At 69.8% G+C, this 13,518-nt stretch carries 15 protein-coding genes; 4 read left to right on the forward strand and 11 right to left on the reverse strand.

Features of this window, described 5'->3' with window-relative positions; translation table 11 throughout:
* Window positions 1–19: 19 nt before the first annotated feature.
* The 10 genes from ispG to trmJ form a co-directional block, all read right to left on the reverse strand.
* Entirely contained in the window at window positions 20–1,135 is a 1,116-nt protein-coding gene (gene ispG / locus UN84_RS01110) for a flavodoxin-dependent (E)-4-hydroxy-3-methylbut-2-enyl-diphosphate synthase (RefSeq protein WP_046079533.1), read from the reverse strand.
* 8 nt (window positions 1,136–1,143) lie between these two features.
* On the reverse strand, window positions 1,144–2,148 hold the full coding sequence (locus tag UN84_RS01115) for a RodZ domain-containing protein (protein WP_046079532.1): 1,005 nt from the start codon (window positions 2,146–2,148) through the stop codon (window positions 1,144–1,146).
* Between the two features lie 27 nt (window positions 2,149–2,175).
* A complete protein-coding gene (gene pilW, locus UN84_RS01120; RefSeq protein ID WP_035593924.1) occupies window positions 2,176–2,895 on the reverse strand; it encodes a type IV pilus biogenesis/stability protein PilW in 720 nt (239 codons plus the stop codon).
* A 102-nt stretch (window positions 2,896–2,997) separates the two neighbouring features.
* The gene (rlmN, locus tag UN84_RS01125; protein WP_035593922.1) at window positions 2,998–4,125 is read right to left on the reverse strand and encodes a 23S rRNA (adenine(2503)-C(2))-methyltransferase RlmN; all 1,128 of its coding nucleotides are present in this window, start codon (window positions 4,123–4,125) and stop codon (window positions 2,998–3,000) included.
* A gap of 127 nt (window positions 4,126–4,252) precedes the next feature.
* Window positions 4,253–4,678 carry a nucleoside-diphosphate kinase gene (gene ndk, locus UN84_RS01130; protein WP_046079531.1) on the reverse strand — a complete coding sequence of 142 codons (426 nt, stop codon included), beginning with the start codon at window positions 4,676–4,678 and terminating at the stop codon, window positions 4,253–4,255.
* A gap of 167 nt (window positions 4,679–4,845) precedes the next feature.
* Entirely contained in the window at window positions 4,846–5,172 is a 327-nt protein-coding gene (locus tag UN84_RS01135) for a HesB/IscA family protein (RefSeq protein ID WP_046079530.1), read from the reverse strand.
* Between the two features lie 25 nt (window positions 5,173–5,197).
* Window positions 5,198–6,346 carry an aminotransferase class V-fold PLP-dependent enzyme gene (locus UN84_RS01140; protein WP_046079529.1) on the reverse strand — a complete coding sequence of 383 codons (1,149 nt, stop codon included), beginning with the start codon at window positions 6,344–6,346 and terminating at the stop codon, window positions 5,198–5,200.
* 21 nt (window positions 6,347–6,367) lie between these two features.
* Complete coding sequence (locus UN84_RS01145; protein WP_035593913.1) at window positions 6,368–6,838, reverse strand: Rrf2 family transcriptional regulator; 471 nt, start codon at window positions 6,836–6,838, stop codon at window positions 6,368–6,370.
* Between the two features lie 106 nt (window positions 6,839–6,944).
* Window positions 6,945–7,838, reverse strand: coding sequence for a serine O-acetyltransferase (gene cysE / locus UN84_RS01150; protein ID WP_046079528.1), 894 nt, complete (start codon window positions 7,836–7,838; stop codon window positions 6,945–6,947).
* Window positions 7,839–7,967: 129 nt separating this feature from the next.
* Window positions 7,968–8,759: a tRNA (cytosine(32)/uridine(32)-2'-O)-methyltransferase TrmJ gene (gene trmJ, locus UN84_RS01155; RefSeq protein WP_046079527.1), complete on the reverse strand. Its 792-nt coding sequence runs from the start codon at window positions 8,757–8,759 to the stop codon at window positions 7,968–7,970.
* Window positions 8,760–8,904: 145 nt separating this feature from the next.
* Here trmJ and UN84_RS01160 point away from each other — a divergent pair, with 145 nt between their 5' ends.
* Together UN84_RS01160 and UN84_RS01165 are read left to right on the forward strand one after the other, a co-directional pair.
* Window positions 8,905–9,699 (forward strand): inositol monophosphatase family protein, encoded by a 795-nt coding sequence (locus tag UN84_RS01160; protein WP_035593909.1) that lies wholly within the window; start codon window positions 8,905–8,907, stop codon window positions 9,697–9,699.
* Between the two features lie 232 nt (window positions 9,700–9,931).
* Window positions 9,932–10,288: a hypothetical protein gene (locus tag UN84_RS01165; RefSeq protein ID WP_237022343.1), complete on the forward strand. Its 357-nt coding sequence runs from the start codon at window positions 9,932–9,934 to the stop codon at window positions 10,286–10,288.
* Window positions 10,289–10,400: 112 nt separating this feature from the next.
* Here the strand turns inward: UN84_RS01165 and UN84_RS01170 are convergent, their stop codons facing one another.
* Window positions 10,401–11,294 (reverse strand): LysR family transcriptional regulator, encoded by an 894-nt coding sequence (locus UN84_RS01170; RefSeq protein WP_046079524.1) that lies wholly within the window; start codon window positions 11,292–11,294, stop codon window positions 10,401–10,403.
* Window positions 11,295–11,412: 118 nt separating this feature from the next.
* On the opposite strand from UN84_RS01170, the gene trpB reads away from it, so the two are divergent.
* Complete coding sequence (trpB, locus tag UN84_RS01175) at window positions 11,413–12,648, forward strand: tryptophan synthase subunit beta (RefSeq protein WP_046079523.1); 1,236 nt, start codon at window positions 11,413–11,415, stop codon at window positions 12,646–12,648.
* Between the two features lie 11 nt (window positions 12,649–12,659).
* Window positions 12,660–13,496, forward strand: coding sequence for a tryptophan synthase subunit alpha (gene trpA / locus UN84_RS01180; protein ID WP_046079522.1), 837 nt, complete (start codon window positions 12,660–12,662; stop codon window positions 13,494–13,496).
* Window positions 13,497–13,518: the final 22 nt, after the last annotated feature.

Genomic DNA, 13,518 nt, shown 5'->3' on the forward strand with positions numbered 1-13,518 from the left:
GGCTCCTTGTCGGCACGCCTCAGGCGTCCCGGGCGATGACATCCTGCTCGGCTTGCTCTTTCTCGCGGACCTTGTCGCGGATCATCCGCTCGAGGTCGTCGACCAGGTGGTCGTTGCGCAGCTTGCTGGCGGGCTTGCCGTCGATGTAGACGAGGTTGGCGGGGCTGCCGCCGGTCAGGCCGATGTCGCTTTCCTTGGCCTCGCCCGGGCCGTTGACGACGCAGCCGATGACCGAGACGTCGAGCGGCGTGAGCACGTCGTCGAGGCGCTCCTCGAGTTCGTTCATGGTGCCGATGACGTCGAAGTTCTGGCGCGAGCAGCTCGGGCAGGCGACGAAGTTGATGCCCTTGGCCCGCAGGCGCAGGCTCTTGAGCATGTCGAAACCGACCTTGATCTCCTCGACCGGATCGGCCGCCAGCGACACGCGGATGGTGTCGCCAATGCCGTCCATCAACAGCATGCCGAGCCCGATGGAGGACTTGACGGTGCCCGAACGCAGCCCGCCGGCCTCGGTGATGCCGAGGTGCAGCGGCTGCTCGATGCGGCCGGCGAGGTCGCGATAGGCGGCCACGGCCATGAACACGTCGGAGGCCTTGACGCTGACCTTGAAGTCGGGGAAGTCGAGGCGCTCGAGGTGGTCGATGTGACGCATCGCGGACTCGACCAGCGCGGCCGGGGTCGGCTCGCCGTACTTCTTCTGCAGGTCCTTCTCCAGCGAACCGGCGTTGACGCCGATGCGGATCGGGATGCCGTTGTCGCGGGCGGCGCTGACCACGGCCTGGACGCGGTCCTCGCGGCCGATGTTGCCGGGGTTGATGCGCAGGCAGTCGACGCCGAGCTCGGCGACGCGCAGGGCGATGCGGTAGTCGAAGTGGATGTCCGCGACCAGCGGCACCTCGACCTCGCGCTTGATGCGGCCGAAGGCCTCGGCGGCGTCCATGGTCGGCACCGAGACGCGCACGATGTCGGCGCCTGCCGCCTCCAGCTGGCGGATCTGCGCCACGGTGGCCGCCACGTCGAGCGTGTCGGTGTTGGTCATGCTCTGGACGGAGATGGGGGCGCCGCCGCCGACCGGCACCTTGCCGACATGGATGCGGCGTGACTGGCGACGGGTGATGGGCGATGTAGCGTGCATGGTCGGACTCATTCTCCCAGAGTGAAACGGGCGACGTTGTTGGCGCCGGTGCGCGTGGTCAGGTCCACGGGCTCGCCGCGCCAGCTCAGCTCGACGCCGGTGGCGTTGCCCACGGTCAGGCGGAAGGGCGGCTCGCCCTCGACGGTGGCCGTGGTGCCGGGCTGCTGGAGGCCGACGAAGACGCGTGCGTCGGTGGCGTCGAAGATCTCGGTCCAGGACTGCTCGTTGAAGGTCAGCTCCAGTACCCGGGGATCGGCAGCCGGCTCGGCGGCGGTCTCTGTGTCGGTGTCGCTGCCGTCGTCGGCCTCGTCGGCGGCGACGCTGTCGTCGCCCGCGGCGTCGGTATCCGCATCGGCGATGGTCGTCTCGTCGCCGTCGGCGGTCGCGTCCTCGGTCGGCTCGCCCGTGCTGTCGGCGGCGTCGGTGTCGGCGTCAGGCTCGGCCGCGGCTTCCTCGGCGCGGGTGGCGGCGACTTCCTGGATCCAGTCGCCGGTGCGCTCGTCGCTCGGGGCCTCGCCGCCCTCGGTGATGGTGGTGCCGTCAAGGCTGTCCACCGCCACCGGGGCGTTGTCGCCGGGAGTGGGCGGCTCGCTGCCGCCGCGGCTCTGCCACCACATCAGGGTCAGGCCGACCATGCCGGCGATGACCAGCAGGGTAGCCAGGCGGAACAGCCAGGCGCCGAGCTTCGAGGGCGGCTTGTTGACCACGTGGACCGGGGTCACCTTGCTTTCCTGCTCCTCGCCGCCGCTGTGGGCCCGGTAGGCGGCCAGCACCGGCGCCGGGTCGATGCCCAGCAGATTGGCGTAGCTGCGCAGGTAGCCGCGACGGTAGGTGGCGATCGGCACCTCTTCGTAGTCGTCGCGTTCCAGGCCGTCGATCACCGCCGGCCGCAGATTCAGGGCCTCGGCGACCTCGTCGCGGGACAGCGCCTGGGCTTCGCGCTGGCGGCGCAGCAGCTCGCCGGGCGAGGCCTGGGGGGCGGCGTCGGGCTCCGAATAAGGGTTGTCGCTCATGCGTGCATCCTTCATGAAAAAACGGCGTCAGGGCGCCTCGACGGCGGCCGTGGAGCGTTCGCCCCGGGCGCGTGACAGCTCCTCGGACAGCTGCCGCGCCGCGGGCGTGGGGCCGGCCAGGCGCCGGTAGCGCTGCAGCTGCTGCTCGGCGACCGCGTAGCGCCCCTGGTCGACTTCGAGCTGGGCCAGGCGCAGGTAGCTGTCCGCGCGACGCGGGTCGATGCTCTGGGCACGCTGCAGGCTGTGGCGCGCGGCCTCGATGTCGCCGAGGCGCCGCTGACACTGGCCCAGGTTGGTGAACAGCTGGGCGCGATTGGCATATTGGGTATCGGCGGCGGCCTGCTCGAGCTGATGACAGGCCTCGCGGATGCGCCCCTGATCATACAGGAAGGCGGCATAGTTGTTGCGTGCCCGGGTCAGGTCGGGGGCGGCGTCGATGGCCTGCTGGAAGGTCTCGTCGGCGAGCGCGTCCTCGCCCTGGCGTTGATAGACGATGGCCATGGCCTGCAGCGCCTCGGGGGCGTCGTCGTCGATCTCCAGGGCGCGGTCCAGGGCCGAGAGCGCGCGAGGCAGGTTGTTGCGCTCCAGGTAGGCGGTGCCGAGCCGGGTATAGGCGGCCACGGGGTCGCCGGTGTCCGCTGCGGGCGGCGCCACGTCGGACCGGGTGGCGCAGCCGGTCAGCCAGAGAACGCTCGCCAGGACGACGGTGACGGATAACAGTCGGGAACCGTGCGGGCGGCGTGTCATGGTATCCTCGCTGGGCGGCGGCATGGGGCCGCGCGACCGTGGGTAAAAAAGGCCCGACCATCAAAGCGCCGTGCCCGGTTGAAGTCAAGGCGCCCCCGGGGCTCAGTCGGCGTCGATCTGGATCGACTGGATGTAGCGCGCGTGGCGCTTGGTGCGATCCTTGACCCGGCCCACCAGCTGGCCACAGGCGGCATCGATGTCATCGCCGCGGGTGGAGCGGACCGGCGCGGTGTAGCCCAGGTCGGCCAGCCACTGCTGGAAGCGCATGGTCTGGTTGCGCGACGGCTTCTCGTAGCCCGAGTGCGGGAAGGGATTGAACGGGATCAGGTTGATCTTGCACGGCAGCTCCTTGAGCAGCTCGGCGAGCTCGCGCGCGTGTTCCTGCTGATCGTTGACGTCCTTGATCAGGGTGTACTCGATGGTGACCACGCGGGTGTCGTCGCACTTGCCCAGGTAGCGCTGGCAGGCGTCGAGCAGGGTGCGGATGTCGTACTTGCGGTTGAGCGGTACCAGCTCGTTGCGCAGCTCGTCGTTGGCGGCGTGCAGCGAGATGGCCAGGCTCACGTCGAGCTCGTCGCCGAGGCGGTCGAGCATCGGCACCACGCCCGAGGTGGAGAGCGTGACGCGGCGCTTGGAAAGGCTGTATCCGTTGTCGTCGAGCATCAGCTTCATGGCCGGCACGACGTTGTCGTAATTCAGTAGCGGTTCGCCCATGCCCATCATCACCACGTTGGTGACCGGGCGATTGGCGGTGTCCTTGCGCGGGCCGAAGCTGTTGCTGGCGACCCACACCTGACCGATGATCTCGGCGGCGGTGAGGTTGCGCTGGAAGCCCTGCTTGCCGGTGGAGCAGAAGCTGCAGTCCAGCGAGCAGCCGACCTGGGACGAGACGCACAGGGTGCGGCGCTTGCCGTTCTCGGCGGGGATCAGCACCGTTTCCACGTAGCTGCCGTCCTCCACTTCCAGCACCCACTTGCGGGTGCCGTCGCTGGAGGTGCCCTCGTAGACCACGCTGGGGCCGCGGATCTCGGCGACTTCCTCGAGACGCGTGCGCAGCGCCTTGGACAGGTTGGTCATGGACGCGAAGTCGTCGCAGCCCTCGTGGTGAATCCACTTCATCACCTGGGCGGCGCGGAACTTCTTCTCGCCGATGGACAGGAAGAAGGCTTCCATCTCCTCGCGCGTCATGCCGAGCAGATTGGAGCGTTGGGGTGCGGTGGTGTCGGTCATGGGCGGTCAGCGGCGTCGGTGGGGCTGGGTGCGGGGGCCGGAAGAGGCCCCCGCGCGGCAGTGAGGCTGCCGGTCCGAGAGGAAACCGCGGAGTCGAGGCGCGGGCGCGCCCCGAATCGGCGTTTCCTTAGCGGGCGCAGATCTCGCTGTCTTCGAAGAAGTAGGCGATTTCGCGGGCCGCGGATTCCGGAGAGTCGGAACCGTGGACGGCGTTGGCGTCGATGGACTCGGCGAAGTCGGCGCGGATGGTGCCGGCTTCGGCTTCCTTCGGGTTGGTGGCGCCCATCAGGTCGCGGTTGGCGGCGATGGCGTTCTCGCCTTCCAGCACCTGCACGACGACCGGACCGGAGGTCATGAAGCCGACCAGGGCGCCGAAGAACGGACGCTCGCTGTGCTCGGCGTAGAAGCCTTCGGCCTGCTCCTGGGACAGCTGCAGCATCTTGGCGGCAACGATCTTCAGGCCGGCCTTCTCGAAGCGGCTCTCGATCTCGCCGATGGCGTTCTTGGCGACGGCGTCGGGCTTGATGATGGACAGGGTGCGTTCGTTAGCCATGGGTATGTTCTCCAGTCTGGGAAGTCACGAGCGTTGACGGCCTCGCGCCACCCCGGGAGGGCCGGGGTGGCGCGAGGCCGGAGTAAAGAGGCGTCTCGGCGCCGGGCGCCGAATTGGGCGCAGAGTATACCGTCCCCGAGCGGCGATGGACAATCGGCGCGGCGGGCTCAGACGCTGAAGCTTTCGCCGCAGCCGCACTCGTCCTTGACGTTGGGATTGTTGAAGCGGAAGTAGCGGTTGAGCCCTTCCGAGACGTAGTCCACTTCGCTGCCGTCGAGCACTTCCAGCGCGTCCGGAGCCACGTAGACCTTCACGCCGTGCTCCTCGACGATGATGTCGTCGTTGGCCGCCTCGTCGGCGAAGTCGAGCACGTAGCTGTAGCCGGAACAGCCGCTGGGCTTGACCGAGACCCGCAGGCCCAGGCCGTGGCCGCGTTCGTCGAGCACCCGACGGATCTGGTCGGCGGCGGCGGTGGTGATCGAAAGTGTCGCCATGGTGGTTCTCCTGCGGCGTCGGAGGCTAGCGGCGAAGCCCGGTGAGGGCGTGGCGCAGGGCCTCCAGGGTGCGGTCGATGTCGGCCTCGGTGGTGAAGCGGCCGAAGCTGAAGCGTAGCGAGGCGAGCGCCAAGCGGCGTGGCACGCCGATGTCTTTCAATACATAGGATGGCTCGACGCTGGCGGAGTTGCAGGCCGAGCCGGTGGACAGCGCAATATCGCGCAGCGCCATCAGCAGCGATTCGCCGTCGACGCCCTCGAAGGCCAGGTTGAGGATGTTGGGCACCGAGTGCGCGGTCGCGGTGTTGCGATGCACGCCCTCGAGGCCCTCGAGCCCGGCCAGGAAGCGGTCGCGCAGGGCGGTGATGCGGGCCTGGTCGTCCTCGTGTTCGCGGCCGACAATGACGAAGGCCTCGCCCATGCCGGCGATCTGATGGGTCGGCAGGGTGCCCGAGCGCATGCCGCGCTCGTGGCCGCCGCCGTGGATCAGCGCCTCGAGGCGCAGGTCCGGGTCGCGTTTCACGTAGAGTGCACCGACGCCCTTGGGGCCGTAGGCCTTGTGCCCGGACAGCGACATCAGGTCGATGCCCTGAGCGGCCACATCGAGGGCGATGCGGCCGGTAGCCTGGGCGGCATCGGTGTGGAAGACGGCGCCGCCCGCGTGGGCGACCTCGGCCAGCGCGGCGATGTCGTTGATGGTGCCGAGCTCGTTGTTCACCGCCATCAGCGACACCAGCACGGTGTCCTCGCGCATGGCGGCGCGTAGCGCCTCGGGGGTGACGCGTCCGTCGGACTCGGGCGCGAGCCAGGTCACCTCGACGCCTTCCCGCTCGAGGGCGCGAGCGGTGTCCACCACGGCCTTGTGCTCGATGGTCGAGGTCACCAGGTGGTTGCCGCGCGCGCGGTTGGCGCGCATGTAGCCGGTCAGCGCCAGGTTGTCGGCCTCGGTGGCGCCGCTGGTCCAGACGATCTCGCGCGGGTCGGCGCCGATCAGGTCGGCGACCTGGCGGCGCGCGCTCTCCACTGCCTGCTCGGCCTGCCAGCCGGGCATGTGGCTGCGCGAGGCCGGGTTGGCGAAGGTGCCTTCCAGGGTCAGATAGCGGCTCATCACCTCGGCGACGCGTGGGTCGACGGGCGTGGTGGCGGCGTAATCGAGGTAGACGGATGCGCTCATGGAATCGGACCGGTAAGGGGTTCAGGGCGAGACGGTGGGGATCTGGTCGTCGTCGAGGCGGCGCCGCTGGCGTTCGGCGATGCGCTGGAATTCCTCGCGACCGGCCAGCTGGCCCAGGGTCACGCCCTCGAGGTAGCCGTGAATCTGGTCGGACAGCTCGTTCCACAGATGGTGGGTCAGGCAGGTGTCTCCCTGCTGACAGTCCGACAGGCCGCCGCAGCGGGTGGCGTCGACCGACTCGTTGACCGCGTCGATCACCCGGGCCACCGAGATGGCGTCCGGCGCCAGCGCCAGCAGGTAGCCGCCACCCGGACCGCGCACGCTGTCCACCAGCCTGGCGCGCCGCAGGCGGGCGAACAGCTGCTCGAGGTAGGACAGCGAGATTTCCTGGCGACGCGAGATGTCGGCGAGGCTGGTGGGGCCTTCGTCGGCATGCATGGCCAGGTCGAGCATGGCGGTGACGGCGTAGCGTCCCTTGGTGGTCAGGCGCATGGGGGCATTACCTCGGTGCCGGCGCGGGCGTCGGCCAGCGGCGAGGCGGGCCGATTCCGGCGGCGTCGGATCGGGCCAATATTATGAGGAAGCCCGAGTATCACGGTCAACCATTCTGGCGGCGGCGCGCGGCGGTGTCGCCGCCTTCGGCCTCGGTGTGGTCCTGGGCATCCGCGGTCTTGTCGCCCTGGGGCTCGTCCTGAGGGCCGCAGCAGCTGTCCACGTCGGCGAGGACGTTGGCGAAGTCCTCGTCGCGCAGCTCGGGCAGATTGCTGTCGCGAAAGCCGGCGTCGATGCTGCGCAGGGTGGTGCACATGCGCTCGAGGCGCTCGTCGACGGCGTGCATGTGGTCGAGCATGGCCTGCATCGAGCGAGCCACCGGGTCGGGCATGTCCTGGCTGACGCCATAGGCGTCGAAGCCGAACTTGCGGCGCATGGCCTCGCGGCGTTCCGGGTCGACCTCCAGCGGGGTGACGGTGTCGGGCTCGTCGCGCTTGACCACCTTGCCGGGGATGCCGACCACGGTGGCGCCGGCCGGCACCTCCTTGGTGATCACGGCGTTGGAGCCGACCTTGGCCCCGGCGCCGACGGTGAACGGGCCGAGGATCTTGGCCCCGGCGCCGACGATGACGCCGTCCTCCAGGGTCGGATGGCGCTTGCCCTTGTTCCAGCTGGTGCCGCCCAGGGTCACGCCCTGGTAGAGGGTGACGTCGTCGCCGACCTCGGCGGTCTCGCCGATCACCACGCCCATGCCGTGGTCGATGAAGAAGCGCCGGCCGATGGTCGCCCCGGGGTGGATCTCGATGCCGGTGAACCAGCGCGCCAGGCTCGACAGGGTGCGGGCCAGCCACTTGAGGTTCTTCTGCCACAGCCAGTGGCTGAGCCGATGGACGAGCAGGGCGTGCAGTCCGGGATAGTTGGTGAGCACTTCCAGGAAGTTGCGCGCCGCCGGGTCACGGTCGAATACGCTGTTGATGTCTTCGCGCAGACGTTGAAACATGCGGCGGGTCCTTGGTTGAAGAGCCAGGCGTTGCGGGGCAAGCGGCCGAACGGGAGCGGGGAATGTCTTCATAGTGGGGGTGCGGCGGGCCGGCTTCAAGCCGTGGCCCGCCGCACCCCCGGCACCGGCTCAGTCGCTGCCGGGCTCGCCGGAGGCCCGCTCGCCGGTGGACGGCTGCTCCGGCCGGGCCAGCTTCTCGGTGTTCGAGAGGATGCCGCGCAGGATGTTGAGTTCCATGCGCTCCGGGCGGGCGCGCAGCGTGAAGCGACGCAGCCGCGCCATCAACTGGCGGGGCTGGGCCGGATCGTGGAAGCCGATCGCGATCAGGGTGCGCTCGAGGTGCGTGAAGTAGTGCTCCAGCTCCTCGTGGCTGGCCAGCGGCTGGGCATCGTCTTTCTCCGCGGACGCCGCCGGCGTCTCGCCGTGTTCCATCCACGCCAGCCGGCACTCGTAGGCCAGTACCTGCACCGCGGCGGCCAGGTTCAGCGAGCTGAAGTCCGGGTTGGTGGGGATGTGCACATGGGCATGGCAGCGCTGCAGCTCGGCGTTGGTCAGGCCGCTGTCCTCGCGGCCGAAGACCAGCGCCACACGGCCGCCCGGGGCGGCCAGTTCCTCGGGCAGTCGCTCGCCGAGCGCGCGGGGCGTGATCATCGGCCAGGGCAGGGTACGCGAGCGGGCGCTGGCGCCGACCACCAGGGTGCAGTCGGCGACCGCTTCCTCCAGGGTCTCCACGGTGCGGGCGGCGTGGACCAGCGCGTCGGCGCCGGAGGCCCGCGAGACGGTATCGGCGGTGAGCGGTTCGCAGCGCGGCGCCACCAGGGCCAGGTCCGCCAGGCCCATGTTGTGCATGGCGCGGGCGGTGCCGCCGATGTTACCGGGATGGCTGGTGCCGATCAGGACGATGCGGATGCGCTCGAGCATGGGGAGGGCCTGTCTGGTGTCGCGTCGATGGTGAAGGGGCGAGAGTCTAGCATGCCGCGGCTTTGCGTGGCGCGGCTCCCGTGCTTCTGCTAGGATGCGCGCCGATCTCCGTTCTTTAACACCACCGACTCCCCAAGGCCCGATCATGCATCCGATGGTCCAGTACGCCCTGCGTGCCGCACGCAGCGCCGGCGAACAGTTTCTGCGTATCCGTGAGCGTATCGAGAACGCCCACGAAGAACACAATCTCGACAAGCTGCTCGAGGACACCGCCCGCAACGCCGAGGCGCTGATCACCCGCCAGCTGTCCCGTGGCTACCCCCAGCACGGCGTCGTCGGCCGCTACACGCCGCACCGCGCCGGCGAAGGCGAGGGCGCCGACGTGCTGTGGCGCATCGAACCCTTCCACGGCTACTCCAACCTGGCCGTCGCCGCGCCGAGCTTCGCACTGTCGCTGGTATGCCTGGTCAAGGGCCGCCCGGAGCATGCGGTGGTGATCTGCCCCTTCAGCGATGACGAGTACCTGGCCAGCCGCGGCCGCGGTGCCCAGCTCAACGGCAAGCGCCTGCGCGTCTCCAAGGCCACTGCGATCCCCGGCTCCCGCATCGCCATGAGCCTGCCGGAAAGCTGGGTGCGTGAGCGCCAGCTGCCGTCCTACCTGACCGTCACCCAGCAGCTGGCGCCCCAGGTGGACCTGATGCGCGCCTCCGGCTGCGGCCTGCTGGACCTCGCCGATCTGGCCGCCGGCCGCGTCGACGCCGCCTTCGTGATGGGCATCGACGAGCAGGACCTGCTGGTCGGCTCGCTGCTGCTCAAGGAAACCGGCGCCCTGCAGGGCACGCCGGACGGCCAGCCCTCGGTGACCACCGATGGCCAGCTGATGGCCGCCGGACCGCGGATGTTCAAGGCCCTGCTGAAGCAGCTCAAGCCGCACTTCTGAGCCTCGGCGCCTGACGACGTCGGCGGATGACGAGACGCCCCCGCGGCCCAGCCGCGGGGGCGTCTGCGTTTCAGGGGAGCAGCGACAGAAGTATGACGTTCTCGAGACTGTTCTGGGCGCGCCACTGGGTGTAGCGTGGGGAGGTCGGCGGCATTTTTTCGCCCCGGCTCCATGCACCCCGGCCACCCTCTCTTCACCGGCCGGGCCATGCCCCTCATTCGCGAGAGGAGTGATGATGGAACCGCTCAGCTATTACTACTACAACGTGCTGGAAAGCCTGGAGAAACCGTGCGACGTGCCGGCCCTGCATCTCCAGGAAGGCTACGACCTGCTGTACCGCTACGGCGGCCGGGTCGAGATGGACCTGATCCGCCGTGCCGAGGCGGCCAGCGCGAATGGCGAGCCCTACCACTGGCACGAGTCGCTGGACGACGAGCAGCGCGACAAGCTGCGTCGCGCCCTGGATGACGAGAACCCGGCCAAGATCCTCAAGGTGATGCAGCGCAACGGCTACGCCGGCGTGCTCTATCATCATGCCCGCGAAGTCTTCGCTCCCGATACGGACGACGAGGCGCAGGGCGTCGCCTAGGCACGACCCGAGGCGAGCCCGCCGCCCACTCGGCGGCACGCGGCACGAGAAGCCCCCGGCGACCCCGGGGGCTTTTTGCTGTGTGGGAGAGGCGAGAGGCTGGCGCGAGGCGTCAGCCGCTGGAGCGGGCCAGCTCCTGCTTGAGCCACTCGACCAGTCGATCGATGTCCCGCCGCGGGGCGCCCGTCGGCAGCCACAGCCCGAGCCGGGCCGGGGTCTCGATGAAGCCCCAGGGCGCGACAAGCCGGCCCGTGCGCAGGTCTTCCTCCACCAGGTAGGACGGCGCGATGGCCACGCCCAGGCCTACCAGCGCCGCCTCGAGCATGTAGTGCAGGTGCTCGAACGACTGGTCGTGGCGCATCGTCGCGGGGTCCAGCCCTCGGGCCGCGAACCACTGCGACCAGGCCTGGGGGCGCGACTGGGTATGCAGCATCGGCAGCGTGGTCAGCGCGGCAGGGGCGGTAGCCGGGCTGGCGTCCTCGAGCAGTTCCGGTGCCAGCACCGGCCCCATGCGCTCCGGGGCCAGCTCGACGACCCGCACCCCGTCGGGCCAGGGCGGCTCGGCGAAGCGCAGCACGGCGTCGACGTCGGTACCGAGCCGGCCGGCGACTTCGTCGTCGGCGGTCAGGTGCAGGTTCAGCTCCGGGCACTGGGCCTTCAGCCGATCCAGTCGAGGGATGAACCAGCGGGCCAGGAAGCTGCCGGGGCAGCCGAGCACCAGCGGCGCCTCCGAGGCGCGTCGGCGCAGCTGGGTGCAGGCCTGGCCGAGGCGCTCGAAGGCCTGTGAGGTCGAGGCACGCAACAGCTCGCCCTCCTGGGTCAGCGCCAGGCCGCGGCCCTGGCGCCGGAACAGCGTCACCCCGAGCTGTTCCTCGAGCTGCCTGAGCTGGCGGCTGACCGCGCCATGGGTGACGTGAAGCGCCTCGGCGGCGCGCGTGACGCTCAGCGTGCGGGCCGTCTCGTCGAAGGCGCGCAGGGCATTCAGCGAGGGCAGTCGATCACTCAAGACGGGCTCCAGTCATGTCAGCTTTTCTCACAGATTAGCGAGCAATGATCGCTTATCACAGGGTGCGGCGCGATTTATCGTGGTGGCCATTCCCCACTGATCATCAGGAGTCGTCACCATGGGTCTGCCGCACCCCACCGCCGAGATCGCCCCCGATGCCGATGGCTTCTTCGGCCGCTTCGGTGGTCGCTTCGTCGCCGAAACCCTGATGCCGCTGATCCTCGAGCTGCAGGAAGCCTATGAGTCGGCCAAGCAGGACCCGGACTTCCACGCCGAGCTCGACGCGCTGCGCCGCGACTACATCGGCCGCGAGAGCCCGCTGTATCTTGCCGAGCGGCTGACCGAGGCGCTCGGCGGCGCGCGGATCTATCTCAAGCGCGAAGACCTGATGCATACCGGCGCGCACAAGATCAACAACTGCATCGGCCAGGTGCTGCTGGCCCGGCGCATGGGCAAGAAGCGCATCATCGCCGAGACCGGCGCCGGCATGCACGGCGTGGCCACCGCCACCGTGGCGGCCCGCTTCGGCATGGAATGCATCATCTACATGGGCAGCACCGACATCGACCGCCAGCAGCCCAACGTGCAGCGCATGAAGCTGCTGGGCGCCAGGGTGATCCCGGTGACCAGCGGCACCGGCACCCTGAAGGACGCGATGAACGACGCCCTGCGCGACTGGGTGACCAACGTCGCGGACACCTTCTACATCATCGGCACCGTGGCCGGCCCGCACCCGTATCCGGCCATGGTGCGTGACTTCCAGTCGGTGATCGGCCAGGAGGTGCGCGAGCAGCTGGCCGAGAAGGAGGGGCGGCTGCCCGACTCGCTGGTGGCCTGCATCGGCGGCGGCTCCAACGCCATGGGCCTGTTCCACCCCTTCCTCGAGGACGAGAGCGTGCGCCTGATCGGCGTGGAAGCCGCCGGCGAAGGCCTGGACACCGGCAAGCACGCCGCCAGCCTGCAGGGCGGCAGCCCTGGCGTGCTGCACGGCAACCGCACCTTCCTGCTGCAGTCCGCCGAGGGCCAGATCACCGACGCGCACTCCATCTCGGCGGGGCTGGACTATCCGGGCATCGGCCCCGAGCACGCCTGGCTGCACGAGGTCGGCCGCGCCGAGTACGTCGCCGTGACCGACGACGAGGCGCTCGACGCCTTCAAGACCCTGTGCCGCCTGGAAGGCATCATCCCGGCGCTGGAGTCGTCCCACGCCATCGCCCACGCGATCAAGCTGGCGCCGACGCTGCCCGAGGATCACGTCATGGTGCTGAACCTGAGCGGGCGCGGCGACAAGGACATGACCACCGTCACCGAACGCCTGGCCGACGAGCTGGCCGCCGACGCACCGGCACAATGAGGAGAGAGACGATGACCCAACGCCACGACCGCATCGCGCGCCGCTTCGACGAGCTCAAGGCCGCCGACCGCGCCGGCCTCGTCACCTTCATCAGCGCTGGCGATCCCGACTACGACACCAGCCTCGAGACCCTGCTGGCGCTGCCCGAGGCCGGCGCCGACGTGATCGAGCTGGGCATGCCTTTCACCGACCCGATGGCGGACGGCCCCTCTATCCAGGCCTCCACCCTGCGCGCCCTGGAAGGCGGGCAGACCATGGCCAGGACCCTGGACATGGTGCGTGTCCTGCGCGAGCGCGACGACGCCACCCCGGTGGTGCTGATGGGCTACTACAACCCCATCTACTGCATGGGCGTCGAGGCCTTTCTCGCCGAGGCCGCCGAGGCCGGCGTCGACGGGCTGATCGTGGTCGACCTGCCGCCGGAGCACGACGCCGAGCTGTGCCTGCCGGCCCAGGCCCACGGCCTCGACTTCATCCGCCTGGCGACCCCGACCACCGACGCCAGGCGCCTGCCGCTGGTGCTCGAGAACACCTCGGGCTTCCTCTACTACGTCTCCAGCACCGGCGTGACCGGCGCCGCCGCGCCATCCGCCGAGCGCGTGGCGCAGGAGGTCGAGGCCATCCGCGTGCACTCCGACCTGCCGATCGGCGTCGGCTTCGGCATCCGCACTCCCGAGCAGGCCGAGCGCATCGCCCGCTTCGCCGACGCGGTGGTGGTCGGCTCGGCGCTGACCGACACCGTGGCCGCGGCCGAGAGCCCCACCGAGGCCTCGCGCGGCGTGCTCGAGCTGACCCGCTCGCTGGCCGGCGCGGTGCGCCGCGCCCGGGAGCCGGTGACCCAGGACTGAGCCGACGCCTCGCAAGAGGCCC

Source organism: Halomonas sp. HG01 (assembly GCF_000968715.2).
Lineage (GTDB): Bacteria > Pseudomonadota > Gammaproteobacteria > Pseudomonadales > Halomonadaceae > Halomonas > Halomonas halophila.

Bases quoted from the DNA above. Each gene is read 5' to 3' on its own strand.
- ispG (WP_046079533.1), bottom strand. From the start codon at position 1,135: ATGCACGCTACATCGCCCATCACCCGTCGCCAGTCACGCCGCATCCAT.
- UN84_RS01115 (WP_046079532.1), bottom strand. From the start codon at position 2,148: ATGAGCGACAACCCTTATTCGGAGCCCGACGCCGCCCCCCAGGCCTCG.
- pilW (WP_035593924.1), bottom strand. From the start codon at position 2,895: ATGACACGCCGCCCGCACGGTTCCCGACTGTTATCCGTCACCGTCGTC.
- rlmN (WP_035593922.1), bottom strand. From the start codon at position 4,125: ATGACCGACACCACCGCACCCCAACGCTCCAATCTGCTCGGCATGACG.
- ndk (WP_046079531.1), bottom strand. From the start codon at position 4,678: ATGGCTAACGAACGCACCCTGTCCATCATCAAGCCCGACGCCGTCGCC.
- UN84_RS01135 (WP_046079530.1), bottom strand. From the start codon at position 5,172: ATGGCGACACTTTCGATCACCACCGCCGCCGCCGACCAGATCCGTCGG.
- UN84_RS01140 (WP_046079529.1), bottom strand. From the start codon at position 6,346: ATGAGCGCATCCGTCTACCTCGATTACGCCGCCACCACGCCCGTCGAC.
- UN84_RS01145 (WP_035593913.1), bottom strand. From the start codon at position 6,838: ATGCGCCTGACCACCAAGGGACGCTACGCCGTCACCGCCATGCTCGAC.
- cysE (WP_046079528.1), bottom strand. From the start codon at position 7,838: ATGTTTCAACGTCTGCGCGAAGACATCAACAGCGTATTCGACCGTGAC.
- trmJ (WP_046079527.1), bottom strand. From the start codon at position 8,759: ATGCTCGAGCGCATCCGCATCGTCCTGATCGGCACCAGCCATCCCGGT.
- UN84_RS01160 (WP_035593909.1), top strand. From the start codon at position 8,905: ATGCATCCGATGGTCCAGTACGCCCTGCGTGCCGCACGCAGCGCCGGC.
- UN84_RS01165 (WP_237022343.1), top strand. From the start codon at position 9,932: ATGATGGAACCGCTCAGCTATTACTACTACAACGTGCTGGAAAGCCTG.
- trpB (WP_046079523.1), top strand. From the start codon at position 11,413: ATGGGTCTGCCGCACCCCACCGCCGAGATCGCCCCCGATGCCGATGGC.
- trpA (WP_046079522.1), top strand. From the start codon at position 12,660: ATGACCCAACGCCACGACCGCATCGCGCGCCGCTTCGACGAGCTCAAG.